This window comes from Amycolatopsis sp. lyj-23, from assembly GCF_046549135.1.
GTDB lineage: Bacteria > Actinomycetota > Actinomycetes > Mycobacteriales > Pseudonocardiaceae > Amycolatopsis.
On record NZ_JAJPWN010000019.1, the window covers coordinates 1 to 25,747 of the forward strand.

Sequence of the window (25,747 nt, forward strand, 5' to 3'; positions counted from 1 at the left end):
TCATCGGTGTTCAGAATGATCGTCCCGCCGTGCGGGACATCACCGAGGTTCGCCTTCAACGCCGCCGGGTTCATCGCCACCAGCACGTCCGGCCGGTCGCCGGGGGTGAGGATGTCGTAGTCCGCGAAGTGCACCTGGAAGCTCGAGACGCCGGGGATGGTGCCCTGCGGCGCCCGGATCTCGGCGGGGAAGTTCGGCATCGTCGACAGGTCGTTGCCGAACGCGGCGGCTTCGGACGTGAACCGATCGCCGGTCAGCTGCATGCCGTCACCCGAGTCGCCCGCGAACCGGATGACCACCCGGTCCAGCTTGCTGATCTCGGTCGGCCTGGTTGCGGCGAGCGAGCCGTGGCCAGCGCCGTTGCCGTTCGCACTCGTGCTCATGGGTCAGGGATTCCCTCTCTCCCGACGGTACGGCTTCCGTTCGCCTGCCGGTGCCGCGGCTGCGCTCACCAGGTCTACTCCCGAGGTTAGCTCGCCCTCAACACCGATGTTGGTAGTGTTCCGGGTACTGGACGACCTCATCGGTGCTCTTCAATCCCTCTCCGCAGGTACGCCGGATACCTGTAACCGATGGTAACGGGTACTCGCCGGACTGCGTTGTGATGCGTGTCTCCCGGCAGGTTAGAGCCTCCCGCTTGAGTCACGGCCGAGAACGGATTCGGTCCCGCACCAGGGAAAGCCGCTCGGCGAACTCCGGAGACGCCAGCGAGGCCAGCTGCGGGGTGATCTCGACGTCGACGGCGGCACGGTGCTCGGCCAGCCCCGCGGTGGTGCGGAGGCTGCGTTTGGTGGCGATCAACGCCTCGCGCGGCGCGGCGACAGCGGGGTGAGCCAGCTCACGCGCGGCGGTCAGCAGCTCGTCATGGCCGCCGTCGACCACGCGCAGCGCGAGCCCGGCGCGCACGGCCGCCTCGGCGTCGAGCGGCTGCCCGAACAACGTCATCGCGGCGGCCTGCTGCGGGCCGGCCAGCCGCTGCGTCATCCACGTCATCCCGCCGCCCGGGTGCAGCCCGAGTTCGAGGAACCGCGCGATGAACTTCGCCCGCGGACCGGCCAGCCGGACGTCGGCGGCGAGCGCGAGGTTCAGCCCGGCCCCGACGGCCGCCCCGCCGACGGCGGCGATCGTCGGCAACGCGCACCGCGCCACCGCGAGGAAGCCTTCGTAGATGGCCCGCAAGCCGGCTTCGTCTGCCGCGGCGAGCGCGGAGAGGTCGGCCCCGGCGCAGAAAGCGGGCGGCGTCCCGGTGACGACGACGGCGTGCACGGACTCGTCCCGTTCGGCGGCCTCGACAGCGGCGGCGAGCTGCGCGGAGAGGTCGAGGGTCAGCGCGTTCCGGCTGCCGGGCGCGTCGACGGTGAGGAGGGCGACGCCGCCGTCGTGCTCGCTGACGATGCTGTCGGTCATGCGGCTCAGCCTGGCACGCGCGGGTGATGGGCCGGGATGCGGGCGGCCCGGCTACCGCGCCGCGCGGCGGAACAGCCGGTTCGCCCAGTGCGCGGCCCGGCGGGACCCGGCCAGGACGCTGTCGAGCCGGTCGCCGTCGACGTCGTGGGGGAGCTCCGTGCGGGCCTGCAGCCAGCCGTCGCGGCGGGCCGCTCCGCCGTCGCTGGAGTACACCCTGGTGGCGCCGGCCTGCCGCAGCCGCGCCAGCACCCGCCGGTCGTACGCGCCGAACGGCAGGGAGTACCGCCGGACCGGCCGCCCGCACAGGTCGCCGAGCAGCTGCGGTGCGTCGCGCAGCTCGCGGCCGGCGTGCAGGTCGTCGAGCCGGCGCCAGTCGCGCGGCTCCCAGCCGTGGGAGCCGATCTCCATGCCGGCGCGCACGAGTTCGCGCAGCCCGTCGCGGTCGAGGTAGCCGCGCTGGCCGAGCCGGCCGGCCAGCGGGAAGAACTCCGCGGTCAAGCCGCGGTCGGCCAGCCGGGGCAGCACGATCTCGACGTCGGAGTCGTTGCCGTCGTCGAAGGTGAGGCGGACGTCTTCGTGCTCCGCGGCCACGTCGAGGACGCGCTCGAACTGCTCGACGGTCAGCCAGCGTTCGTCCTCACCGGGGTCGAGCTGGCGCGCCGGCCGGCCGACCCCGTGCATCGCGAGGATCACCGTCACCACTCCCACCGCCTGCCACCGCGAGTAGTCGATTTGTTACTTCGATTAATCGCGGTGGCAAACGGGTGAGTTACACGATTTTGCCGTTATTTAGCCTTTGCGGATCTCCAGCGTGCAGCACTTGGGGCCGCCGCCGGCTTTCCGCAGCTCAGAGATGTCGACGTAGACCGGCTCGTAACCGCGGGCCTCGAGAAGTTCACCCAGTCGAGTGGCCTCGACGGGCAGCACGACGTTGCGGCCGTCGGAGACGCCGTTGAGGCCGAAACACTCGGCGTCTTCCTTCGTCGCGAGCACCGCGTCCGGGAACACCCGCTCCAGCACGCGGCGCGAGCCGGCCGAGAAGGCCTCGGGGTAGTAGACGATCTGCGCCCGCGTCGAGTCCGTCGCCTCGGCGAGGACGAACAGGGCCGTGTCGAGGTGGTAGTAGCGCGGGTCGACCAGCTGCAGCGAGACGACCGGGACGCCGAGGACCTCCTGCGCCTCGGCGTGCGCGGCCGGGTCCGTGCGGAAGCCGGTGCCGGCCAGCAGCAGGGAGCCGGTCCAGGCGAAGTCGCCCTCGGCTTCGTTGATCTTCTCCGGCATGGTGATGTCGCGGTAGCCGTGCTCGACGAACCAACGGCGGAAGTGCTCGGCCTCGGCGGCGCGCTGCGGGGCGCGGAACCGCGAGCCGAGCACGCGGCCGTCGACGACGGTGCCGGAGTTGGCGGCGAAGACCATGTCGGGCAGGCCGGGCTGGGGCTCGATCTCCTCGACGGTGTGGCCGAGGCGGCGGTAGGTGTCGCGCAGCTCGGTCCACTGCGCGACGGCGACGTCCGCGCTGACCGGCTGGGTCGGGTCCATCCAGGGGTTGATCACGTAGTCCACCGCGAAGAAGCGCGGCGGGCACATGAGGTATCGACGGGTGGTCGGTACGCGCATCGCCTGCATGAGTGCAGGGTAAGGGGCGCCTAATTCCGCAATCAATCGCTGTTCGCTGCGCGTATCTGTGCTAGATGTTGCGTGTGAACACCATCGACCAGCGAATCGTTTCGTGTCTCGTGGCGAACGCACGATCGAGCTACGCGGAGATCGGCAAGGTCGTCGGCCTGTCCGCGCCGGCGGTGAAGCGGCGGGTCGACCGGCTGCTCGAAACGGGCATCCTCCGCGGCTTCACGGCGGTGGTCGACCCGGAGGCCCTCGGCTGGGGCACGGAGGCGTTCGTCGAGGTCACGTGCCAGGGCAACATCACGCCGGCCCGCATCCGGGCCCGGCTCGAGCCCCTGCCGGAGGTGGTGGCCGCGTACACGGTCTCGGGCGCGGCGGACGCGATCGTCCACCTCCGGGCCGCGGACATCCACCACCTGGAGACGGCGCTGGAGCGGCTGCGCGGGCTGGAGATCGTGGACCGGACGGTGTCGACCGTGGTGCTCTCGCGGTTGCTGGAGCGGCCGCCGACCCCGGAGCAGTGAGCGTCCCGGCGAGCGGGACACCGCCCGAACCGGTTCCGGCCCCGCCGCCGCGGTGAGCAGCGTTTTCGTCAACTCCGGCCACCTGATGGGAAATTCCCGGACCCGGAGGTCTTGAACGCGCCCGTGCGCCGGTGCATCCTGGTGCCCCGCCGCCCGTAAGGAAAGTTTCCTAACTAAAGGGAGCACCAGGAATGCGGAAACTGATCCTGCTCGCGACGCTCGCGCTGGCCGCGGCCGTGACGCCGTCGGCCCTCGCGTCGGCTTCGCCCGCCCCGGCCAGCGCGTCGGCCACCGCCCCGGCCGCCGTCGAAGCCGCCCCCACCGCGGCCGAGCTGCTCGCGAAGACCACCAGCTGCAACCAGATCTCGAACGGCAAGTACAAGACCGACGAAGACGTTTCGAGCAAAACGGTCGCGATCTGCGACGCCAACGGCGCGGTGTTCTGGAAAGCCGACATGGACATCGACTGCGACGGCCAGCGCAGCACGCAGTGCAACGAGAACACCGACTGCTGCTACCAGGACGACACCGCGTTCCACCAGTCCGACGGCAAGCCGCTCAACGCCGCGAAGCTGCCCTACATCGTCGTGCCGAGCTCCAGCAGCATCTGGAAGTACTCCTCGTCCGGCCTCAAGGGCGGCGGCTCCTGCGCGGTGATCTACAACGGCAAGGTCGAGTACGCGGTCATCGGGGACACCGGGCCGTCGCAGATCATCGGCGAAGCCTCCTACGCGACGGCGAAGGACCTCGGGATCAACCCCGACCCGTCCAACGGCGGCACCGACTCGGGTGTCACGTACATCTGCTTCAAGAACTCGACCGTTTCGCCCATCGAGAACCACTCCAACGCGGTGAGCAAGGGGCAAAGCCTCGCCACCACCTTCGTGAACAACAACTGACACCGATTTTCGGTTCGGCGGCGGACCGTGGTTCTCGGCCACGGCCCGCCGCCGGATCGAGACCCGATTTTCACCTCGATCCCTTGCGTCTCACGGCCGTTTCACGCCGTCCCCCGTTCGCCAGGCCCGCGGTAACGATCCAAGGTCGCCCGCCGACCAACTTGAGGGTCGCGCGGAATAGCGGAGGTTTTGGCGTGAAGATCAGTGTCTTCGGGCTCGGTTACGTCGGCTGTGTCTCCGCCGCGTGCCTGGCGGGGCAGGGACACCGGGTGGTCGGCGTGGACGTCAACCCGGTGAAGATCGACCTGATCACCCAGGGCAAGGCCCCGGTGGTCGAGGAGCGGATCGGCGAGCTGACCGCCGACGTCGTCGCGAGCGGCGCGCTGAGAGCCACCACCGACGTCGCCGAAGCCGTCGCCGACAGCGAGATCTCGCTCGTGTGCGTCGGGACGCCGTCGGCGCCGAACGGCAGCCTCTCCACGGTCTACCTCGAGCGCGTGGCCGAGGAGATCGGTGAGGCGCTCGCGAAGAAGAGCGAGCGGCACACCGTCGTCTTCCGCAGCACCATGCTGCCCGGCACCTGCCTCGACCTGCTGGTCCCGATCCTGGAGAAGTCCTCCGGCCGCACCGCCGGGGTCGACTTCGGCGTCGCGGTGAACCCCGAGTTCCTGCGCGAGGGCACCAGCGTCCGTGACTTCTTCGACCCGCCGAAGACGGTGATCGGCGAGATCGACACCGCCAGCGGGGACGCCGTCGCCGGGCTGTACGAGGGGCTGCCCGGCCCGGTGTTCCGCGTGCCGATCCCGGTCGCGGAGATGACGAAGTACGCCGACAACTCCTTCCACGGCCTGAAGATCGGGTTCGCGAACGAGCTCGGCGCGATCTGCCGGGCGCTCGGCCTCGACTCGCACCAGGTGATCGACGTCTTCCTCGCCGACACCAAGCTCAACATCAGCCCGGCCTACCTCAAGCCCGGGTTCGCCTTCGGCGGGTCGTGCCTGCCGAAGGACCTGCGCGGGCTGGTCTACGCCGCGCACCGCAACGACGTCAGCGTGCCGATCCTGTCGCACGTGCTCACGTCGAACGCCGACCACCTGCAGCGGGCGTTCGACCTGGTCGCGCGCACCGGCAAGCGCAAGGTCGGGCTGTTCGGGCTGTCCTTCAAGCCGGGCACCGACGACCTGCGCGAGTCCCCGCTGGTCGAGCTGGCCGAGAAGCTGCTCGGCAAGGGCTACGACCTGAAGATCTACGACGCCAACGTCAGCCTCTCGCGGCTGATGGGCGCCAACCGCGAGTACATCGAGAGCCGGCTGCCGCACCTCGGCCAGCTGCTCGCCGGGTCCGTCGAAGAAGTCGTGAACCACGCCGACGTCCTGCTCGTGGGCACCAAAGACCCGGACGTGCTGGCGGCCCTGCCGCACGGTGGCGACCGGGCGATCGTCGACCTCGTCCGCCTGCCCGACGCCGCCGAGCGTCGCCTTGAAGAGGGATACGCCGGCCTTGCCTGGTAAAGCGCTCATCCTCGTCGAGAACCTCTCCGTCCCCTTCGACCGCCGGGTCTGGCAGGAGTCCACGACCCTGCGCGACGCCGGGTGGGAAGTCCACGTGATCTGCCCGCAGGGTACGAAACGCGACACCGAGGCCGAAGCCGTCGTCGACGGCGTCCACATCCACCGCTACCCGCTCCAGGCGGCGACCGGCGGTCCCGCCGGCTACCTGCAGGAGTACGGCAGCGCGCTGTGGCACACGCTGCGGCTGGCCCGCAAGGTCGGGCCGGTCGACGTCGTGCACGCCTGCAACCCGCCGGACCTGCTGTACCTGGTCGCGAAGTACCTGAAGCGCTCGGGCGCGAAGTTCATCTTCGACCAGCACGACCTGTGCCCGGAGCTGTACCTCTCGCGGTTCGACCGCGGGCAGGACCTGCTCTACCGCGGCGTCTGCGCGCTGGAACGCGCCACCTACCGCGCCGCCGACGTCGTGATCTCGACGAACGAGAGCTACAAGCAGGTCGCGCGGATCCGCGGCGGCAAGCGGCCCGAGGACGTCTTCGTGGTGCGCAGCGCCCCGGTCGTCGAGCGGTTCCACGAGGTTCCGGCCGAGCCGGAGCTGAAGAAGGGCAAGCCGTACCTGCTCGCCTACCTCGGCGTGATGGGCCCGCAGGACGGCGTCGACTACGCCCTGCGCGCGCTGGCGAAGCTGCGTGACGAGGTCGGCCGCACCGACTGGCACGCGGTGTTCGTCGGCTCCGGCGACGCGTTCGACGACATGGTGGCGCTGTCGGCGAAGCTCGGGTTGGCCAACCAGGTCGAGTTCACCGGCCGGATCTCCGACGAGGACCTGGTCCGCTACCTGTCCACCGCCGACGTCTGCCTGTCGCCGGACCCGCTCAACCCGCTCAACGACGTCTCCACGATGAACAAGGTCATGGAGTACATGGCGATGAGCAAGCCGATCGTCTCGTTCGAGCTGCGGGAGGCGCGGGTCTCCGCCGGGGAGGCGGCCGTCTACGCCCCGGCGAACGACGAATCGGCGTTCGCGAAGCTCGTCGCGCAGCTGCTCGACGACCCGGAGGAGCGGATCCGGATGGGCAAGCTCGGCCAGGCCCGGGTCGCCGGACCGCTCTCGTGGGAGAACTCGGCGAAGGCGCTGCTCGCTGCGTATGAGCACGCTGTGAAGTCATGATCGCCGTTCGGTCAAGAACCCACCGAACGTGTAACCAATGCTCCCGGTCTTGCGACGGTTGGGGTAACCGGCCGATCAACTGAACCCGTTCGGCGTACCCGGCTCAGGAATGGAGACCTGCCGTTGAGTGACGACACGGTGCGCCTGGCCCTGGTCGGGCAGGTCCTGCGACGGCGGTGGCGGCTGCTGGCCGCCCTCGCCGTCCTGGGCGCGCTGGTCGGCGCCGGAGCGTCGATCCTGTTCTCGCCCGGCTACAAGACGACCTCGGGTGTCCTGCTCCAGGGTCCGCGCCAGGCCGACGAGCTGCTGACCCAGGCCGAGATCGCGACCTCGTCGGTCGTCCTCGACCGCGCCGCGGCCGTGCTGCCGTGGCACCCCAGCGGCGCCGACCTGAAGAAGCAGGTCAGCGCGACGGTGGCGCAGAGCAACGTCGTGACGATCACCGTCTCCGCCGACACCGCCGAACACGCCCAGCAGCTCGCCGACCAGGTCGCGCAGCAGTACGTCAAGTACTCCGTGCAGCTGGCGACCAACTCCGCCGACGCCTCCGTCCAGCTCGCGCAGGAGCAGCGCGAGTCGCTGCGCCAGCAGGTCAAGCTGACCACGGACAAGATCAGCGACCTCGCCAAGAACGTCGGCGGCGGCCTGACCGTGGAGAGCGTGCAGGTCCGGACCCAGCTCGAAGGCCTGAAGACGTCGCTGGAGCAGGCGATCAACGACCTGAACCAGGCCGACCTAGCCACCGGCGTCGGCAACACCGTGGTGCTCGGGCCGTCCCAGCGGCCGACGTCGCCGGCCGCGCCGACGATGACGCACTTCGTCGCCGGGGGCGCGGTGCTGTTCTTCCTCGCCGGCGTGTTCGGCCACCTGTTCAGCGCCCGCACCGACCGGCGGCTGCGGGGCGAGCCGGAGATCGCCTCGGCGCTCGGGGCGCCGATCCTCGCCGGCGTCGACGTCACCACCCCGCAGGGCGACCGCGTCCCGGCGACCGGTTTCCTCGGCAAGGTGCGGCACCTGCTCGGCGGCGACCGGCCGTGGGTGCTGCCACCGGTCGCGACCTCGGCCGACGAGGTCAACCGCGACATCCGCTACCGCCGGGTGCTGGCCCGGCTGGCCACCGGCCCGGCCGACGTCCTGCTGCTGGTGGCCGACGACGACGAGACCGGCCGCCTGGCCGCCGCGCAGCTCGCCGCGCTGGCCGACCGGCTGTCCGTGCCGCTGCGGATCTTCGAGTTCTCGGCTGACCGGCCGACGGTGCCGGACGCCACGTCGAGCTCCGGCGTCCTGGTCGTGCTCGGCGCCGGCACGCGCACCGCGTGGCAGCTCGTCCGGCTCGCCGAAGCCTGCGCCGACGGCAAGCAGGAGATCGTCGGCGCGGTCCTCACCCACCCCGTCCGGCCCGCGCCGGAGAGACCCGGACCCGCGGCGGAAGCCCCCGAGAAAGCCCTGGCAGGTTCGGCGTGACGACTTCTCCCGAAACCCCGGCCGCGCCGCTCGTCGACCTCCAGCGGCTGTTCGTCGCGATCCGCCGCCGCAAGCGGATCTGGCTGGCCACCGGGCTGCTCGGGCTCATCGTGGGTGCGGCGCTCGCGTTCGTGCTGCCGGCCCCGCCGACCGCCGTCGCCAAGGTCATCGTGGTCCACCAGGACGACTCGCCGACCGACAGCGGCACGCTGATGCGCACCGACGTCGCCGTGCTGCAGACGACGCAGATCGCCGAAGCCGCGCTGAAGAAGGTGCGCAGCACCGACTCGCCCGAAGACTTCATGAAGAACTACGCGGGTCTCGGGCTGACCAACAACGTCCTGCAGATCACCGTCAAGGCCAAGACCGACCAGGACGCCGTGGCGCGGGCCCAGGCGCTGGCCGAGACGTTCATCGCCGACCACGTCAAGCGCAGCCAGGCGGCCGCGGCCGCCCAGTCGCAGGCCATCCTCGACCAGCGCAAGAACGCCCAGGACGAACTGGGCAAGGTCGAACAGCAGATCGTCGAGGAGGAGGGCAAGGGCCGCGAGGCCAGCCAGCCCACGCTGGAGAACCTCTACAGCCGCCGGGCCGCGCTCACCGCGCAGATCTCCGACTTCACCTCGCGCGCCCAGCAGGCCGGCATCGGCAGCCCGCAGGTCGCCGCGGGGACCCAGGTCGTCGACGCGGCCCGCGTGCTGCCCAGGGCCGTCCTCAAGACCACCGCGACCAACGCCGGCATCGGGTTCGCGCTCGGCCTGGCCCTCGGGCTCGCGTTCGTCGCCGTCGGCGCGGTCTCGCGGGACCGGCCGGTGCTGCGCCGCGAGATCTCGACCCACCTCGGCGCGTCCGTCATCGCCCAGCTGCCGTCGAAGCTGCGCGGCCCGGCGCGGCTGTGGCGGCGCTCGCGCGCGGTCTCCGAACGCAAGCGCGTCGCCACGACGCTGGTCCGCCTCGTCAAGCAGGACCCGCGCGAGGTTTCGCTGCTGGAGCTCGGCGCCGCGGACGTCGCCGCCGCCCTCGTCCTGGACATCGCCGAAGAGCTGGCCGCCGAGGGCGCCGCGAGCGTCGTCGACGACCTGCCGGGCGAGAACGTCCGCAAGCTGGCGCAGGAAACCGGGAGCGACGTCCCCGTGGTCGGCGCCGGTGACCCGCCGGCGAAGCCCGGAGAACACCGCGTCGGTGCCGGCACGGTGTCGCCGGGCACGGCGTGGACCGATCTGGAGCACCTCGGCCAGGAGACCGTGCTGGTCGTGAAGGCCGGGCACGCGAACACGCTGTGGCTGCACACGGTCGCGCGGCAGCTGGCCGACCAGGAGATCCCGGTCATCGGCATCGTGCTGGTCGACCCGGACCCGCGGGACAAGTCCGACGGCACGCTGTGGGACGGCCTGCACACGGCCTTGCGCGGCCGCCCGGCGCCGCCGGCCCCGGCCGAGCGCGAAGACCACCTGGACGAGCTGGTCGCCCGCGTCGCCGAGCGCGTCGCCACCGAGCAGCCGACGCGCCGGTTCACCCCGGTCCGGCCGGTGCTCCCGCCCGCGCTCACGACCCCGAGGCCTCCGGCTTCGCCCCTCCCGCCACCCGGCGGCGTGAGCGTCCCGGACCACCTGAACGCGCCGACGAAGAAGTTCGCCCCGGTCAAGCCGCCGAAGCGGCCGACGCCGTTCAAGCGCGACCACGCCGAACCGAGCCACAAGGGCGAACTCGACGCCGGCCTCGGACCCGAAAAGAGCACTGTGCCAACCGGGGCTTCGCCCCGAACCGGGGGCTCCGCCACCCAGACCCCCGAAAAGAGTGCGTGAGTCTCCTGACCCGCGCCGCGACCGAAGGGGAACGCACCCGAGATGTGCGGCATCGCAGGCACCTACCTCTGGCCGGACGGCGGGCCGCTCACCGACCGGCTGACCAAGACGCTGGCCCACCGCGGCCCGGACGGTTCCGGCCGGTACGAGCACCGCGCCGGCCCCGGTGAAGTCCACCTGGGACACCGGCGGCTCTCGATCATCGACCTGTCCGAGACCGGCGCGCAGCCGATGGTCCTCGACGGGCTCGCGCTGAGCTACAACGGCGAGCTCTACAACGCACCCGAACTGCGGGCCGAGCTCGAATCCGCGGGCGTGCGCTTCCGCGGGACGTCCGACACCGAAGTGCTGCTGCAGGCCTGGCGGCGCTGGGGCACCGACTGCCTGCCCAAGCTGCGCGGGATGTTCGCCTTCGCGCTCTTCGAGGAGGGCACCGGCGAGCTGTTCCTGGTCCGCGACCAGCTGGGCATCAAGCCGCTGTTCTTCGTGCAGCGGAACGGCGGGGTGGCGTTCGCTTCCGAGCTCAAGGCACTCGCCGGCGAGCTGGGCGGATCGCTGCAGGTCGACAACGCGGCCCTGATCGCGTCGCTGCTCTACTACTGGGTGCCGGACAGCCGGTGCGCCTACCAGGGCGCGGAGAAGCTGCAGCCGGGTACGTGGCTGCGCTGCCGCCCGGACGGCCAGGTCGACCGCGGCCGCTTCTGGTCGCTGCGGGAGGTCGCCGAGGAGGGCGCGGCCTTCGACGGCGAGGTCGACCTGCACTCCGTCATCGCGGAGTCGACGGCCAAGCACCTGCTCTCGGACGTCCCGGTGGCGACGTTCCTTTCGGGCGGCCTGGACTCCAGCTACCTGACGGCGCTGGCCGCGCGGTCGCAGCCCGGGATCTCCGCCTACACCATCGGGTTCCGGGCCGAGGACGCCAAGTTCGAGGCCATGCCGGACGACCTCAAGTACGCCCGGATCGTCGCCCGGCAGTTCGGCGTCGACCTGCACGAGATCGAGATCGCGCCGCAGGTGCTCGACCTGCTGCCGAAGATGACCTACCACCTCGACGAGCCGATCGGCGACCCGGCGGCGATCAACTCGTTCCTCATCTGCTCGGCCGCGCGCGAGGCCGGCGTCAAGGTGATGCTGTCCGGGATGGGCGCCGACGAGCTGTTCGCCGGGTACCGCAAGCACCTGGCGAACCTGATCGCCCTGCGCTACCACAAGGTGCCGGGCGCGGTCCGGCGTCCGGTCGAGTCCGTTGTGGACCGGCTGCCGGTGGCGTCGGCCAAGCGCGGGTACCGGTCGGTGCGGTTCGCCAAGCGGTTCCTGTCCTTCGCCGGCCTGCCCGAGGAGACGGCGTTCCGGCGCAGCTACACGATGTACGACCGCGCGGAGCTGCTCTCGCTGGTCAACCCGGACTTGGCTTCTTCCGTGGACGACGTCCTGACCGAGCACGCGGACACCTATAACGATCAGGCACTGGACGACTTCGTCAACCGCATGTGCCTGGCCGATTCGCGGATGTTCCTGCCGGGGCTCAACCTGACCTACACGGACCGCTCGACGATGGCGGCGTCCACCGAGGTGCGGACGCCCTTCGTCGACGTCGAGGTCGTGCGCGCGGCGTTCAAGATCCCCGGCAACAAGAAGATCGTCGGCCGCGTGGGGAAGGTCGCGCTGAAGAACGCGGCGCTGAACATCTTGCCCAGCGAGATCGTGCACCGGCCGAAGGGCCTGTTCAGCGCGCCGCTGCGGGCCTGGATGAGCCGCGACCTGGCGCCGCTGGTGCGCGAAGTCGTCAACGAAGGCGTGCTGGTTTCGTCGGGCTTCCTGCAGCGCGAGGCGCTGCAGCGCATGGTCGCCGAGGACGCCGCCGGCCAGGAAGACCGCGGCAAGCACCTCTGGCACGTCTTGACCCTCGAGTATTGGTACCGGAACGCGATGTCTGGAGCGGGAGCGAAGTGAAGCAGGTAGTCCAGAACTACAAGAGCGGGGAACTGGCGCTCCTCGAGGTCCCCGAGCCCGCCTGCAAGCCGGGTGGCGTGCTGGTGCGGACGGTGTACTCGCTGATCTCGACCGGCACCGAGATGATGAAGGTGTCCGAGGCCAGCATGTCGCTGGTGGGCAAGGCGAAGGCCCGGCCCGACCAGGTCGCGAAGGTCATGCAGAGCGTGGCCACGAACGGCCTGTCGGCCACCTACCGCAAGGTGACGTCCAAACTGGACTCCTACACCCCGCTCGGCTACTCGCTGTGCGGCGTCGTCGAGCAGGTCGGCGAGGGCATCACCGACGTCGCGGTGGGCGACCTGGTGGCCTGCGCGGGCAACGAGCACGCGCTGCACGCCGAGCTGAACTGGGTGCCGAAGAACCTCTACTCGCCGGTGCCCGCCGGCGTCGACCCACGGCACGCGGCGTTCGGCACCGTCGGGTCCATCGCGATGCAGGGCGTCCGCCGCGGCGAGCCGCAGATCGGCGACGTCGCCCTGGTCATCGGCCTCGGCCTGATCGGCCAGCTCGTCGTGCAGCTGCTGACGTCGTCCGGCGTGCGCGTCGTCGGCGTCGACCCCGACCCGGAGCGCTGCAAGCTCGCCGAGAGCCTCGGCGCGCTGACCTGCGCGCACCCGGCGTCCGGCATCGTCGACACGGCGGTGGACGAGCTGACCCACGGCGCGGGCGTCGACCAGACGTACCTCGCCGCCGGCGGCAACACGAACGACCCGGTGGAGCTGGCCGCGAAGCTCTCACGCGACCGCGGCCGCGTGATCGACATCGGCAAGTGCAAGCTCGACCTGCCGTGGAACGCCTACTACGAGAAGGAACTGGACGTCCGGTTCTCCCGGTCGTACGGGCCGGGCCGCTACGACCCGTCGTACGAGCTCGAAGGGCGTGACTACCCGATCGGCCAGGTCCGCTGGACCGAGCGCCGCAACCTCGAGTGCGTCCTCGACCTGATCGCGCGCGACCGCCTGGACGTCGAGCCGCTGATCACGCACGTCTCGGACTTCTCGGACGCGGTTTCGACGTACCAGTCCTTGAACGACGGCGCTTTGAAGGCCGTGGCGGTGCTGTTCCGCTACCCGGACGCGGTCGCCCGGACGGAGCCGGTCGTGACGTCGGCGCGGGTCGCGGTGGCGTCTTCGCCGGCCGCCGCGCTGCCCGCGGGACAGCCGGTGCGCCTGGGCTTCATCGGGGCGGGCAACTACGCGTCGTCGATGCTGCTGCCGCACCTGGTGGAGCGCGCGGACGTGCAGCTCGAGCACGTCGCGACGACGTCGGCGCTGTCCGGTGCGAACGCCAAGCGCAAGTTCGGTTTCGCGGAAGCGTCGACCGACATCGACAACGTCCTCGGCGACTCGGCGATCGACGCGGTGTTCGTGGTGACGCGGCACAGCTCGCACGCGGAGCTGACCCGCCAGGCGCTGCTGGCGGGCAAGACGGTGTTCGTGGAGAAGCCGCTGGCGCTGTCCCCTGCGGAGCTGCAGAAGGTCCTGGACGCGATCGAGGAGTCCGGCAACGACCGGCTGCAGGTCGGCTTCAACCGCCGGTTCGCCCCGCTGCTGCACGAGGCCCGCGAGCAGTTCGGCCCGCGCGTCGGCCCGGCGAGCGTCCGCTACCTGGTCAACGCCGGCCGCCTCGACCACGGCAGCTGGTACAACCAGACGGCCTCCGAGGGATCCCGGTTCGTCGGCGAGGGCGGCCACTTCATCGACACGGTGAGCTGGCTGCTCGACGCCGACCCGGTCTCGGTGTTCGCGACGGGGGACCTCCAGGTGACCCTCGGCTACGCGGACGGCTCGACTGCGGTGATCACCTACGCCGAGACCGGCTCGTCCGGCTTCCCGAAGGAGACCCTGGACCTGGTGGCCGACGGCAAGGTCCTGAAGTTCGACGACTTCGTCCGAGCCTCGGTGTACGCCCGCAAGAAGTGGGCGAGTTCGCGCATCCCGAAGGGCCGCGACAAGGGCCAGGCGGCGGAGGTCAACGCGTTCCTGGACGCGGTCCGCACGGGCGGCCCGATGCCGATCTCGATCGCCTCGCTGGCCGCGACGACGCTGGCGACCCTGGCCGCCCAGGCGAGTGTCGCGAACGCGGGCCCGGTGCGGATCGAGCTGCCGCAGAAGGCGGGTGCCCCGGCATGACGGGGATGGTGCCGCTCCGGTCGGCCGCGCCGCACCGAGGTTCGCGCGGCGCTGCCCCGGCGCTGCGGGCGGCGGGTTTGGGCATGTCGAGCGCCGCCTCGGTTGCGGGCCGGCGTTGTTCGGCGGTGCCGGGCGCCGCCTGGAGCCGGCCGGAGCTGCCGTCGTCGGCGGGAGGCTGGCCGTGATGGGGCCCGGCTGGTACCTGCGCCGGCTGTCCCGGATGGGGCCGGCGGAGGTCGTCGGCCGTGCTCGGCACGCCGTCGTGCAGCGGCAGTGGCGGTCCGCGCTACCGACGCCGCCCGACTGGCCTGCGCACCCGCGCTTCACCGCGACGCTGCCCGCCGGCGTGGTGGGAAAGGTGTCCGGCGAGGCGGTTTCGCGGCTCCTGGCCACGGCCGACGAGCTGATGGCCGGCCGCGCGGAGTTCTTCGGCGTCGAGCGCACGGATTTCGCGGCGCCCGACTGGTTCCTCGACCCGAAGACCGGGCGCCGGGCGCCCTCGGACGTGTACGCGTTCGACGTCCCGTACCGGTCGGAGGACACGGTCGGCGACATCAAGCAGATCTGGGAGCCGTCGCGCCACCAGCACCTGACCGTGCTGGCGGCGGCTTACGCGGTGACCGGCTCGCCGGCCTACGCCGAGCGCGTCGCCGAGCACCTGCGGTCGTGGTGGGCGGCGAACCCGCCGTTGCGCGGGCCGCACTGGGTGAGCGGCATCGAGCTGGGCATCCGGCTCCTGTCGTGGGTCTGGACGCGCCGGCTGCTCGACGGCTGGCCGGGCGCGGCCGAGCTGTTCGAGCAGAACCCGGACTTCCAGCTCCAGCTGTGGCACCACCAGAACTGGCTGGCGACGCTGCGCAGCCACGGTTCGTCGGCGAACAACCACGTGATCGCGGAGGACGCCGGGCTGCTGGCCGCGGCGTGCGCGTTCGGCTGGTTCCCGGAGTCGGCGGCCTGGCGAGCCGCGGCGATGCGTTCGCTGGACGTCCAGCTGGGGTGCAACACGTTCGCGAGCGGCCTCAACGCCGAACTGGCGTCCGAGTACCACGGCCTGGTGCTGGAACTCGGCCTGGCGGCGGCGATCGAGGCCGACGCGGCCGGCACGCCGGTACCGGATTCGACCTGGGACGTCCTGCTCCGCATGACCGACGCCCTGGCGTCCATTGTGGACAATAGGCTGCGCCCGCCTCGCCAGGGCGACGCCGACGACGGCTTCGGCCTGATCGTCGACGGGACTTCGACCGACCGCTGGGCGTCCCTGCTGGCGTCGGGCGAGGCGCTGTTCGGCCGCCCGGACTGGTGGCCACCGGTCCCCGGCGACGACGTGCGGACCCCGCTGCTGGCGTCCTTGGTGTCGCGCACCCCGCGCGCTTCGGGCGTCCGCCCCGGCCGCCGCCCGGCGCACCTGCGTGACGCGGGCATGACGATCCTGCGTTCGGGCCCGGTGTGGGTCCGCTGCGACGGAGGGCCGCACGGGTTCCTGTCGATCGCGGCGCACGCGCACGCGGACGCGCTTTCGCTGGAGGTACGCCACGACGGCGTCGACGTGCTGGCCGACCCGGGTACGTTCTGCTACCACGGCGAGCCGCAGTGGCGGTCGTACTTCCGGTCGACCCTGGGGCATAACACGCTCGAGCTGGCCGGCCGCGACCAGTCGGTGTCGGGTGGCCCGTTCCTGTGGACCCGCCACGCGGTGACGAAGGTCCTGGAGGTGCACACCCCGGACAACGGCCCGGCCCGCTGGTCGGCCGCCCACGACGGCTACGCCCCGGCGGTCCACCGCCGCACGGTCGAGCTGGACGGAGCGGTGCTGAAGATCGTGGACGAGGTCCTGGGCGAGGAGACGTCGGGCGAGGCCCGCTTGGCGTTCCACTTCGGCCCATCGGTGACGGTGATGCTCGACGGCACCACGGCCCGCCTCCGCTGGCCGGCCGCGCTCGAGCCGCCGGCCACCGACGGCGACCCCGCCGCGGCCGGTGCCCCTGTCGAAGGGGCGGACCGCTCGGGTCTCGCGACCGACGGTCGCGGTGCCGCTGGTTCCGTCGCCGAGGTGGCGGGTGGCTCCAGCCGTGCGGCCGACTTCCCTGCCACCGGGAGCGCGGGGCGGCTCAGTCCCGCGGCCGGTGCCCCAGTTGCCACGGGGGCAGGCCACCCGGGCCGTGCGGCCGGGGGCGGGCGTGCGGCTTCTGTCGCCGATCCGCTTGTCGGGCGGGTTTCCGGTTCGCTCGCCGGTGCTGTGCGCACCGCCGTCATGGAGTTGCCCACCGGGCTTTCGTGGAGCGTGCACCGCGGTGATACCGAACCGCCGCTCGGCTGGTACTCCGCGGGCTTCGGGCGCAAAGAACCCGCCACCACCCTTGTCGGCTCCGGGACGCCCGGACACCTCACCACCCTGCTCCGCTTCAGTTAGGACCCGCCCGTGACAGCCCGCCGCTTCCGACTTCGCCGTTCCGTTCCGCTGCTCGGCGTCCTGCTCACGGTCGCGGCGTGCTCGACCGGGCCGGACACCGGGGGCGGGGCCGCCCAGGCGACCGCGGCCGCCAGCGGGTCGGTCGCCGCCGTCTGCGACAAGCAGCCTGCCGGGCCCGCCGCCGCGCCGGCGGGTGCCGTCGTCGTCGACCCGGCCGTGCCGGGGGACCTGGCGTCGAAGACGCGTTCGGCGGGCTCCGGGACGACGTTCTGGCTCAAGCCCGGCAAGCACGTCCTCGGCGACGACAAGTACGACCAGGTCTCGCCCAAGGACGGCGACGTCTACATCGGCGCACCCGGCGCGGTCGTCGACGGCCGGAAGATCAACCAGTACGCCTTCACCGGGCACGCGGCGAACGTCAAGATCACCTACCTGACCGTCCAGGGCTTCGCGGCCCCGCACGACGAAGGCGTGGTCAACCACGACTCCGGCGACGGCTGGGTGATCGAGCACTCGACCATCCAGGACAACGACGGCGCCGGGCTCATGGCGGGCGCGCGCCAGCAGGTGCGCGGCAACTGCCTGCGCCGCAACGGCCAGTACGGGATGAACGCCTACTCCGGCGCCACGCCGATCACCGCGCTCGTCGTCGAGGGCAACGAGATCGCCGGCAACAACACCGGCAACTGGGAAGCGAAGATCGAGGGCTGCGGCTGCAGCGGCGGCGTCAAGTTCTGGGCCGTGAACGGCGCCGACATCCGCGGCAACTGGGTGCACGACAACCACGGCACCGGGCTGTGGGCCGACACGAACAACAACGACTTCCTCATCGAGGGCAACCTCATCGAGAACAACGACAGCGCCGCGCTGATCTACGAGATCAGCTACAACGCCGTCATCCGCGACAACACGATCCGCAAGAACAACTGGGTCGACGGCCGCCGGTACGCCGACAAGAGCGACAACTTCCCGACGTCGGCGGTCTACATCTCCGAGTCCGGTGGCGAGCCCCGGATCAAGGCCCGCACCGCGAAGATCGACATCTCCCGCAACTACCTGGAGAACAACTGGTCCGGGATCACGCTCTGGGAGAACGCCGACCGGTTCTGCAACAGCCCCGCCAACACCTCCTCGGGCGACTGCACCCGGCTGGTCCCGGGCGTCAAGCAGTGCTCGGCCCCGGCGATCACCAGCGGCCCGCTCCTGGCCGACTGCCGCTGGAAGACCCAGCACGTCGACATCCACGACAACAAGTTCGTCCTCGACCCGGCGGTCGTGGGCTGCCAGGCCTCGTGCGGCCGGATGGGCCTGCTGTCGAACTTCGGCAGCTACCCGGACTGGTCGCCCTACCGCGGCGACGTGGTCCAGGAAGCGATCACGTTCAAGCAGGACAATCGCTGGCACGACAACAGCTACTCGGGTCCGTGGACCTTCATCGCCCACTCCGCCGACCGCGTCCTCGAGATCGGCGAGTGGGAAGGCGCGCCGTACTCGCAGGACAGCGGCAGCACGTTCACCGCGCAGGGCGGGGGCTGACATGGCGGCACACCCCGGAACGGCAGGCATCCGCGGCGACGCCGCGCCCGAACCCGCGTCCTCGACCCCGAAGTGGGCGGGCGTGGCGTGGGCCCTGCTGATCCTCAACACGCTCGGCTCGACCGGCGCGAAGACGGTCCTGCCGCTGCCGCGGTCGGTCAGCCAGCTGGTCACCATGGGCTCGCTGATGACGGCGTTCGTGATCGCGCTGGCGCTCAACAAGCACCTGCGGATCCGCCCGAGCGCGTACCTGCTGCTGCTGACGGCGCTGCTGGCGACGAGCATCCTCTCCAGCGCCGACCTGAAGGAGGGCGCCGGCGCGTTGTTCCGGTGCTTCCGGCTCACGGTGTTCGTCTCCACGCTCTGGCTGCTGACCCGCTGGTGGGACGGCGGGTTCAGCTTCGTCCGGTACCACATCCGCACGTACGCGGTCGTGCTCGCGTCGGTGGCGGTCGGCCTGGTGATCTCGCCCGGCAACGCGATGCCGGAGGAGTACGGCGGCCGGCTCTCGGGCGCGATCTGGCCACTGACCCCGCCGCAGATCGGCCAGTACGCGGCCGTCATCTCCGGGCTCACGCTCCTCCTCTGGTTCGGGCGCCGCACCACCTGGCGCAGCGCGCTGGTGATCGTGGTGCCGGTGCTGGGGCTGTTGATGCTCACGCACACCCGGACGGCGACGCTGGGTCTCATCGCCGGCCTCGCGGTGGCCTTCCTGTCGATGGTGCTGACCAGCGCCCGCGCCCGGAAGGTGTTCGCGTGGACGGTCGGTGTCGGCGGGCTCGCCGGCGTGGTGCTCGCGGGGGCGCTGCAGACGTGGTTCCTCCGCGGCCAGAGCGCGGACAACTTCTCCAGCCTGACCGGCCGCGCGAAGGTGTGGGACGCCCTGCTGGAGGCCCCGCGCTCGACGGCGGAGTACATCTTCGGGGTCGGGCTCACCGACAAGTCTTACGACGGCCTCCCGATCGACAACAGCTGGCTCGCGATCTACCACGAGCAGGGTTTCGTCGGGATCGCGCTGGTGGCGGGGTTCCTCCTGACGTTGGCGGTGGTGGCCGTGCTGCGGCCACCGTCATTGGCTCGCGCGTGCGCGATCTTCTTGATCACCTACTGCGTTTCGGCCTCCTACACCGAAGCGGGGCTCGGCGACGCGTCGCCGTACCTGCTGCACCTGGCGCTCGCCGCGTCGCTGCTGGTCCGCGGGGTGCCGCAGTCCGACGAACAAGCATTCATCCCGGCGAAGGGGGCAGACGTGCGAGGTGCAGGCGCGTGAAGGTGCTCGTGGTGCACAACCGATACCGCTCCGAGCAGCCGAGCGGCGAGAACAACGTCGTCGACGCCGAGGTGACGCTGCTCGCCGAGGGCGGTCACCAGGTGTCGTTGTTCGAACGCCGCAGCGACGACATCGCCGCGATGCCGCTGCCCCGCAAGGCCGCGGTGCCGCTGATGGTGCCGTGGAACTCGGCGGTCCGGAAAGAACTCGCCGGCCGGCTGCGAGCGTGGCGCCCGGACGTCGTGCACATCCACAACACGTTCCCGCTGCTGTCGCCGTCGGTGGTCGCCGCGTGCGCGGACGCGGGCGTGCCCGCGGTCGCGACGCTGCACAACTACACGATGGTCTGCCCACCCGGCACGCTCCACCGCGACGGCCGCATCTGCACCGAGTGCGTCGGCGGTGCACCGCTGCCGGCGGTGCAGCACGGCTGCTACCGCGGTTCGAGCGCGGCCACGCTCCCGATGGCGGCGAGCATGGTCGCCAACCGGCGCCGGTGGTGGACGGGCGTTTCCCGGTTCTTCTGCATTTCGGCGGCTCAACGTGACCTCCTGGTGTCGGCCGGCATGCCCGGCGAGCGGATGGCGGTGAAGCACAACTTCGTCACCGACCCCGGCGTCCGCCGCACCGGCGAGGGCAAGCACGTGCTGTTCCTCGGCCGCGTCACCGAGGAAAAGGGTGTCGGCCTGCTGATGCGGGCGTGGGAGCGTCTGGACGGCGCCCTCGGTCTCCCGCTGGTCATCGCGGGTACGGGTCCGATGCAGGACGAGGTCGCGGCCTGGGCCGCGGGCCGCCCCGACGTCTCGTACGTGGGTCTCCAGAACAAGGCGGAGTGCCGCGCGCTGACGGCCGACGCGGTCGCGGTGGTCGCGCCGTCGACGTGGCTTGAGGCCTTCGGCCTGGTGGTGGTCGAGGCGATGGCCGCCGGGGTGCCGACGGTCGCGGCCGCGCACGGAGCGTTCCCCGAGCTGGTCGACGACGGTGTCACCGGCCTCCTGCACGTGCCGAACGACGAGGCTTCGCTCGCCGACCGCCTCCGCGCGGTCGTCGGCGACCGCAACCGCGACATGGGCGACGCCGCCCGCGTCCGGTACGAAAAGGACTTCACCCCGGCGGTCGGCCTCGACCGGTTGATCGCCGGGTACGAGGCGGCGATCGGGGCGTGAGGCAGCTGGTCCGGATGGCGCCCCCGGCCCTGCCGGCCGTGGTGCGCCCGCCACTGGCGATGACGGCTGCGCTGGCGACGGCGGTGCTGGTCGCGCTCGGCATCCTGCACTTCCGCGACTCGAGCCTGACCGGCATCGACGCGGCACTCCTCCCTTCGATCGACGGGGTCCGGCCGCCGTGGCGGTACGTCGCCCTGGTCTTCGACTTCGGCGGTGAGCCGGTGGGGTCGGTGATCCTGATCGCTCTCCTTTCGGTGGTGTGCTGGTTGCTGCACCGCGTCCGGACGGCCGTGCTGACGGTGCTGGGCGTCGTCGTGACGGTGGCGGTGACGACGGGGTTGAAGCCGCTGGCCGGCCGCACCATCCACGGCGAGTTCCTGTCGTACCCGAGCGGTCACACCGCCATGGCGACGGCGCTCGCGCTGGTCATCGCCTTCCTGCTCATCGAACGGCTCGCGCTGGGGCGCGCGGCCGCGGTTTCGCTCACGCTGGGGTTGGCGTTGGTGGCCGGTGTGGCGATGGGGTGGGCGGAGGTCGCGTTGGGCGCGCACTACCCGACGGATGCTGTGGGTGGGTTTTGCGCGGCGCTGGCTGCGGTTCCGGCGACTGCTTGGGCGTTGGACAGGGTGGCCGACCGGCTCTGAGCGGGCGGGTGGTCAGTTCCCTGCCGGAGGAGTTGCTCGCCACGGTGGCCGGGGCGCCGACCCGGCCGCGCGGGCGCCGGGGGTGGTCGGGGCAGCTGACCTGGCTCGCTGCTGGGCTGGTTCGGGCCGGGTATCGCTGGCGGCTCGGAGGCCTGGGCTCGTTGATGAGCCGGTCCGTACCGGGGATCGTCGACGGCCCGAAGACCCGGGCTTGTCGCTGGGCTGGGTCGGGCCGGGCGGGAGTCGCCGGCGGCTCGGAGACCCGGGCTTGTTGCTGAGCCCGTCCGCACCGGAAATCGCCGGCGGCTCGGAGGCCTGAACTCGCCGCTGAGCCGGTTCGGACCCGGGCTCGCCGACCGCTCGGAGACCTGGCTCGCTGCTGAACCGGCTGGGGAATCGAATCCCGGGCGGTGTCGGTCCGGGCCGGATCCGTTCGTCGGTGGGGGACCTACCTGTGAAGGAGACCCCCATGGTCCAGGATCTGATCGCCGCCGAGCGGCGGGAGCTGGCCGCGTTGCTCGATGAGCTGCCGCCGTCCGCGTGGACAGCGGCGACCCTCTGCGCCGGCTGGCGGGTGGCCGACGTGGTGGCCCACATGACCATGCCGTTCCGGTTCTCCACCGGGCGGTTCGTGCGAGAGCTGGTGAAGTCGGGCGGGCGCTTCAACGCCATGGCCGACCGCGTCGCCCGGCGGGAGGCTGCCGAGTTCTCCCGCGCGGCGCTCATCGCCTCGCTGCGCGACAACGCCGACCACCCGTGGCGGCCGCCGGGCGGCGGTGCCGAGGGTGCGCTGAGCCACGACGTGATCCACGGTCTCGACATCACGACCGCCCTGCAGCTGGACCGCCGGGTGCCGCTCGAACGCCTGGAAGTCATCTTCGCCGCCATGAAACCGAAGCAGGTCAAGTACTTCGGCACCGACCTGAGCGGGGTCGCCCTGCGCGCCGATGATCTCGACTGGTCGTACGGCACCGGTACGCCGCTCACCGGGGCGGCCCAGGACCTTCTCCTCGTGCTCTGCAATCGGCGGTTGCCCGCCGGGCGTCTTCGGGGTGAGCCGAGCACGCGGTTCACCATGGTCTGAACGGCTCGTCCGATGTGGACGGTGGAGTGCGTCGAAGCGGTCATGTCTCCGACGGTACCGAACATGCGTGCGAACGCCATCGCTGAACCGGGTGATCCGGTTGCTGTCCGAAATTCTCCGTTCGCAATTTTTCCTTTGTGTGCCAGGAGAAATCGTGGTGATCGGTCCGGCCTGCCTCAAAAACTGTCGGACCCCGTCGGCAAGCTCGTGATCAGCAGCCGGCGGGCCCACCGCCGAACGAAGAGCACTCGTCCTGCGAGTACGGCTTTGCCCGCCAGCCCGCAGCGTCGACCGTCATGGAGGTGTCATGCACCACGAAAGTCCACGGCCCGGAGTAGGAGTTGTCGTGCCACCGGTTCGCCTGGTGGAAGGTGATGGCTTCTTCGATCACCGTTCCCTTGTAGGGCGACCAGTCCGGGAACGTCCCGAAGTTGGACAGCAGGGCCATCCGCCCGCACGAGGTCTGGCAGCCGACGCGGCCGGCGTCGAACCGGAAGGTGTTCCCGTGGATCTCCACCCGCTGCGTCTTCCAGCGGCAGTCGTCGTACGCCGGGGCCTTCTCGATCGTGCCCGCGGCGCACGAAGACTTGGCCGCCGCCTTGGTGCAGTAGCCCGTCGAGGTGTTCGCCGGGCTGTTGCAGAAGCGGTCCGCGTTCTCCCACAACGTGATCCCGGCCCAGTTGTCCTCGAACGTGTTTTCGCTGATGTCGACGGCCGACGTCCGGGCCGGTACGCGCGGATCGCCGCCCGACTCCGACAGGTACACCGTCGCCACCGGGAAGTTGTCGCCGCGCGTCGCGAACGCGCGGCCCTGCACCAGCGTGTTGCCGCGGAACGCGTTGCCGCGCAGCACGAGGTTGTAGCTGGTCTCGTAGAACAGCGCCTCGGCGTCGTTGGCCTCGAACAGGTTGTCCTCGACCAGGAAGTCGTTGTTGTCCGTGTCGGCCCACAGCCCGGCGCCGTGGTTGCCGTGGACCCAGTTGCCGTGGATGTCGGCGCCGTTGACGGCCCAGAACTTGGCGCCGCCGCTGCACCCGCAGCCCGGCACCTTGGTTTCCCAGTCGCCGGTGTTGTTGCCGGTGATCTCGTTGCCCTCCAGCACGAGCCCGGTGATCCCGTCGCCCGCTTGGTAGGCGTTGAGCCCGTACTGGCCGTTGTCGCGCAGGCAGCTGTGCCGCACGACCTGGCCGGCGCCGGCCATCAGCCCCGCGCCGGCGTTGTCCTCGATGGTGGTGTTCTCGATCAGCCAGCCGTTGCCCGAGTCGTGGTTGACCACACCCTGGTCCTGCAAGGCGGCGAACCCGCGGATGGTGAGGCCGCGGATCTGGACCTTGCTCGCCTGCTGGGTGAAGGCCGCGCGGTTGACGCCGCGGCCGTCGACGACCGCGCCCGGCGCGCCGAGGTAGACGTCGCCGTCCTTGGGGGCGACCTGGCCGTACTCGTCCTTGCCGAGCGTGTGGGTGCCGGGCCGGAGCCAGAACGTCGTGCCGGCCGGGCTCGCGGCCGTCTTGGCCGAGAGGTCGCCGTCGACGCCCGGATCGACGGCGACGGCTCCGGGCGGCGGGGACGCGTACTCCGCGGGTTGGTGGTCGCACACCGGCCCCGGCCCGTCCGCACCGCGCGCGAGCCCGGGGCACGCCACGGCGAAGAGGAGCGAGCAAGCAGCGACCATTACCACACGAGATCTGCCCATGGCAGGAAGTTACGCACGAACGGGCCGGAAAACAGTCACCCTCAAGTGTCCTCATCGGACCCAACGGGTGAATCCGGCCCGATCGCGGGGGGATCAGGCGTATTTGCGGAACACGGGCTGCACCGGGCGGCCGCCCATCCACGGCGTCGGGTCGTTGGCGTCGAGCGCCTTCCGGTACACCGTGCAGGCCTGGGCGACGACGTCGATGGTCTTGTCGATGTCCGCTTCGGTGAGCGCCGCGCTGACCACGAAGGACGGTCCGAGCACCCCGCCGCTGATCAGCTCGCGCAGGAACAGCGTCCGGTACGGCTGCGACGGGCGGCGGTGCTCGTCCAGCGTGCCGAAGACCAGGTTGCTGGCGCGGCCGCGGACGACCACGTGGTCCTCGACGCCGATCCCGGCCGCCACTTCGCGGACGCCGGCGGCGAGCCGGTCACCGAGGGCGTGCAGGCGGCCGATGACGTCCTCTTCGTGGTAGACGTCCATGACCGCCATCGCGGCGGCCAGCGAGTGGGTCTCCGCGCCGTGCGTGGTGGAGAGCAGGAACACCCGCTCGCGGCCGGTGCGCAGGCCGCCGATCTCCATCAGCTCCCGCTTGCCCGCCAGTGCCGACACCGCGAAGCCGTTGCCGAGCGCCTTGCCGAACGTCGAAAGGTCCGGCGTGACGCCGTAGAGGCCTTGCGCGCCGTGGGCGGACCAGCGGAAGCCGGTGATCATTTCGTCGAAGATCAGGACCACGCCGTGCCGGGTGGTGAGCTCGCGCAGGCCCTGCAGGTACCCCGGCGGCGGTTCCACCGCCGCGGCCGCCTCCAGGATCATGCACGCGATCTCACCCTCGTGGCGCTGCAGCAGCTCCTCCGCGGCCTGCAGGTCGCCGTACGGGAAGGACACCGTCGCTTCCGTCGTCTCGTCCGGGATGCCCGCGTTCATCGGCGTGGTGCCGATGAACCAGTCGTCGGTCGAGAAGAAGGCGTGGTCGGCGCACTTGGCGACGAGCTTGCGGCCGGTGGCGGCGCGGGCCAGCCGCACCGCGGCCGTCGTCGCGTCCGAGCCGTTCTTGGTGAACTTCACCATGTCGGCCGTCGGCACGTTCTCGAGGAACCGCTCGGCGGCCTCGGCCTCGATGATCGACGGGCGGATGAAGTTGCTGCCCTTCTCCAGCTCGCCGCGCACCGCTTCGATGACGCGCGGGTGGGCGTGGCCGAGGCTCACCGCTCTCAGCCCGGCGCCGTACTCGACGTACTCGTTGCCGTCCACGTCCCAGACGTGCCCGCCGCGGCCGTGGGAGATGACCGGGGCCATCCCTTCGGGATACTGGTCAGAGCCTTTGGCGTAGGTGTGCGCACCGCCGGGGATCACCCGGTGCAGCCGCTCGTCCGCCTGCGTGGAGCGGGGCAGGTTCGTTCCCATGTC

General features: G+C 71.1%; 20 protein-coding genes. 14 read left to right on the forward strand and 6 right to left on the reverse strand.

All coding sequences use genetic code 11. The features are described 5' to 3' along the window. From ACLJPY_RS38370 to ddaH, 4 genes are all read right to left on the reverse strand, one after another. Window positions 1-383 (reverse strand): 2-oxoacid:acceptor oxidoreductase family protein (locus ACLJPY_RS38370; protein WP_410595907.1); only part of this gene is annotated, 383 nt, incomplete at its 3' end. Between the two features lie 259 nt (window positions 384-642). Next, the gene (locus ACLJPY_RS38375; RefSeq protein WP_410595908.1) at window positions 643-1,407 is read right to left on the reverse strand and encodes an enoyl-CoA hydratase; all 765 of its coding nucleotides are present in this window, start codon (window positions 1,405-1,407) and stop codon (window positions 643-645) included. A gap of 51 nt (window positions 1,408-1,458) precedes the next feature. Further along, entirely contained in the window at window positions 1,459-2,115 is a 657-nt protein-coding gene (locus tag ACLJPY_RS38380; protein ID WP_410595909.1) for a polysaccharide deacetylase family protein, read from the reverse strand. A gap of 81 nt (window positions 2,116-2,196) precedes the next feature. Then, a complete protein-coding gene (gene ddaH / locus ACLJPY_RS38385; protein WP_410596059.1) occupies window positions 2,197-3,024 on the reverse strand; it encodes a dimethylargininase in 828 nt (275 codons plus the stop codon). A gap of 83 nt (window positions 3,025-3,107) precedes the next feature. On the opposite strand from ddaH, the gene ACLJPY_RS38390 reads away from it, so the two are divergent. The 14 genes from ACLJPY_RS38390 to ACLJPY_RS38455 all read left to right on the forward strand — a co-directional run bounded on the left by ACLJPY_RS38390 (window position 3,108) and on the right by ACLJPY_RS38455 (window position 22,641). Then, on the forward strand, window positions 3,108-3,554 hold the full coding sequence (locus ACLJPY_RS38390; protein ID WP_033261465.1) for an Lrp/AsnC family transcriptional regulator: 447 nt from the start codon (window positions 3,108-3,110) through the stop codon (window positions 3,552-3,554). 191 nt (window positions 3,555-3,745) lie between these two features. Further along, window positions 3,746-4,453 carry a glycoside hydrolase family 75 protein gene (locus tag ACLJPY_RS38395; RefSeq protein WP_410595910.1) on the forward strand — a complete coding sequence of 236 codons (708 nt, stop codon included), beginning with the start codon at window positions 3,746-3,748 and terminating at the stop codon, window positions 4,451-4,453. A 194-nt stretch (window positions 4,454-4,647) separates the two neighbouring features. Then, window positions 4,648-5,964, forward strand: coding sequence for a nucleotide sugar dehydrogenase (locus tag ACLJPY_RS38400; RefSeq protein ID WP_410595911.1), 1,317 nt, complete (start codon window positions 4,648-4,650; stop codon window positions 5,962-5,964). Next, the gene (locus ACLJPY_RS38405; RefSeq protein WP_410595912.1) at window positions 5,954-7,135 is read left to right on the forward strand and encodes a glycosyltransferase family 4 protein; all 1,182 of its coding nucleotides are present in this window, start codon (window positions 5,954-5,956) and stop codon (window positions 7,133-7,135) included. The genes ACLJPY_RS38400 and ACLJPY_RS38405 overlap by 11 nt, the downstream gene beginning before the upstream one ends. 123 nt (window positions 7,136-7,258) lie before the next feature. Continuing rightward, on the forward strand, window positions 7,259-8,599 hold the full coding sequence (locus tag ACLJPY_RS38410) for an exopolysaccharide biosynthesis protein (protein ID WP_410595913.1): 1,341 nt from the start codon (window positions 7,259-7,261) through the stop codon (window positions 8,597-8,599). Further along, window positions 8,596-10,404 carry a Wzz/FepE/Etk N-terminal domain-containing protein gene (locus tag ACLJPY_RS38415; protein ID WP_410595914.1) on the forward strand — a complete coding sequence of 603 codons (1,809 nt, stop codon included), beginning with the start codon at window positions 8,596-8,598 and terminating at the stop codon, window positions 10,402-10,404. Before ACLJPY_RS38410 ends, ACLJPY_RS38415 begins: the two co-directional genes overlap by 4 nt. A 42-nt stretch (window positions 10,405-10,446) precedes the next feature. Further along, window positions 10,447-12,357: an asparagine synthase (glutamine-hydrolyzing) gene (gene asnB / locus ACLJPY_RS38420; protein ID WP_410595915.1), complete on the forward strand. Its 1,911-nt coding sequence runs from the start codon at window positions 10,447-10,449 to the stop codon at window positions 12,355-12,357. Beyond that, entirely contained in the window at window positions 12,354-14,531 is a 2,178-nt protein-coding gene (locus tag ACLJPY_RS38425) for a bi-domain-containing oxidoreductase (RefSeq protein ID WP_410595916.1), read from the forward strand. The genes asnB and ACLJPY_RS38425 overlap by 4 nt, the downstream gene beginning before the upstream one ends. A 184-nt stretch (window positions 14,532-14,715) precedes the next feature. Next, entirely contained in the window at window positions 14,716-16,941 is a 2,226-nt protein-coding gene (locus tag ACLJPY_RS38430; RefSeq protein WP_410595917.1) for a heparinase II/III family protein, read from the forward strand. A gap of 9 nt (window positions 16,942-16,950) precedes the next feature. Then, complete coding sequence (locus ACLJPY_RS38435; RefSeq protein ID WP_410595918.1) at window positions 16,951-18,477, forward strand: right-handed parallel beta-helix repeat-containing protein; 1,527 nt, start codon at window positions 16,951-16,953, stop codon at window positions 18,475-18,477. 1 nt (window position 18,478) lies between these two features. Further along, the gene (locus ACLJPY_RS38440) at window positions 18,479-19,747 is read left to right on the forward strand and encodes an O-antigen ligase domain-containing protein (protein ID WP_410595919.1); all 1,269 of its coding nucleotides are present in this window, start codon (window positions 18,479-18,481) and stop codon (window positions 19,745-19,747) included. Further along, on the forward strand, window positions 19,744-20,913 hold the full coding sequence (locus ACLJPY_RS38445; protein ID WP_410595920.1) for a glycosyltransferase family 4 protein: 1,170 nt from the start codon (window positions 19,744-19,746) through the stop codon (window positions 20,911-20,913). Before ACLJPY_RS38440 ends, ACLJPY_RS38445 begins: the two co-directional genes overlap by 4 nt. Further along, window positions 20,910-21,557: a phosphatase PAP2 family protein gene (locus tag ACLJPY_RS38450; protein WP_410595921.1), complete on the forward strand. Its 648-nt coding sequence runs from the start codon at window positions 20,910-20,912 to the stop codon at window positions 21,555-21,557. The genes ACLJPY_RS38445 and ACLJPY_RS38450 overlap by 4 nt, the downstream gene beginning before the upstream one ends. Window positions 21,558-22,026: 469 nt before the next feature. Then, window positions 22,027-22,641: a maleylpyruvate isomerase family mycothiol-dependent enzyme gene (locus ACLJPY_RS38455; RefSeq protein ID WP_410595922.1), complete on the forward strand. Its 615-nt coding sequence runs from the start codon at window positions 22,027-22,029 to the stop codon at window positions 22,639-22,641. Window positions 22,642-22,852: 211 nt separating this feature from the next. On the opposite strand, the gene ACLJPY_RS38460 is transcribed toward ACLJPY_RS38455, so the two are convergent. Then, window positions 22,853-24,334 (reverse strand): right-handed parallel beta-helix repeat-containing protein, encoded by a 1,482-nt coding sequence (locus tag ACLJPY_RS38460; protein ID WP_410595923.1) that lies wholly within the window; start codon window positions 24,332-24,334, stop codon window positions 22,853-22,855. A gap of 93 nt (window positions 24,335-24,427) precedes the next feature. Then, window positions 24,428-25,744, reverse strand: coding sequence for a glutamate-1-semialdehyde 2,1-aminomutase (locus ACLJPY_RS38465; RefSeq protein WP_410595924.1), 1,317 nt, complete (start codon window positions 25,742-25,744; stop codon window positions 24,428-24,430). Between the last annotated feature and the right edge of the window lie 3 nt (window positions 25,745-25,747).

Coding starts and splice junctions, on each gene's coding strand:
- ddaH (WP_410596059.1), bottom strand. CDS start 3,024: ATGCGCGTACCGACCACCCGTCGATACCTCATGTGCCCGCCGCGCTTC.
- asnB (WP_410595915.1), top strand. CDS start 10,447: ATGTGCGGCATCGCAGGCACCTACCTCTGGCCGGACGGCGGGCCGCTC.
- ACLJPY_RS38430 (WP_410595917.1), top strand. CDS start 14,716: ATGGGGCCCGGCTGGTACCTGCGCCGGCTGTCCCGGATGGGGCCGGCG.
- ACLJPY_RS38440 (WP_410595919.1), top strand. CDS start 18,479: ATGGCGGCACACCCCGGAACGGCAGGCATCCGCGGCGACGCCGCGCCC.
- ACLJPY_RS38455 (WP_410595922.1), top strand. CDS start 22,027: ATGGTCCAGGATCTGATCGCCGCCGAGCGGCGGGAGCTGGCCGCGTTG.
- ACLJPY_RS38375 (WP_410595908.1), bottom strand. CDS start 1,407: ATGACCGACAGCATCGTCAGCGAGCACGACGGCGGCGTCGCCCTCCTC.
- ACLJPY_RS38465 (WP_410595924.1), bottom strand. CDS start 25,744: ATGGGAACGAACCTGCCCCGCTCCACGCAGGCGGACGAGCGGCTGCAC.
- ACLJPY_RS38395 (WP_410595910.1), top strand. CDS start 3,746: ATGCGGAAACTGATCCTGCTCGCGACGCTCGCGCTGGCCGCGGCCGTG.
- ACLJPY_RS38460 (WP_410595923.1), bottom strand. CDS start 24,334: ATGGGCAGATCTCGTGTGGTAATGGTCGCTGCTTGCTCGCTCCTCTTC.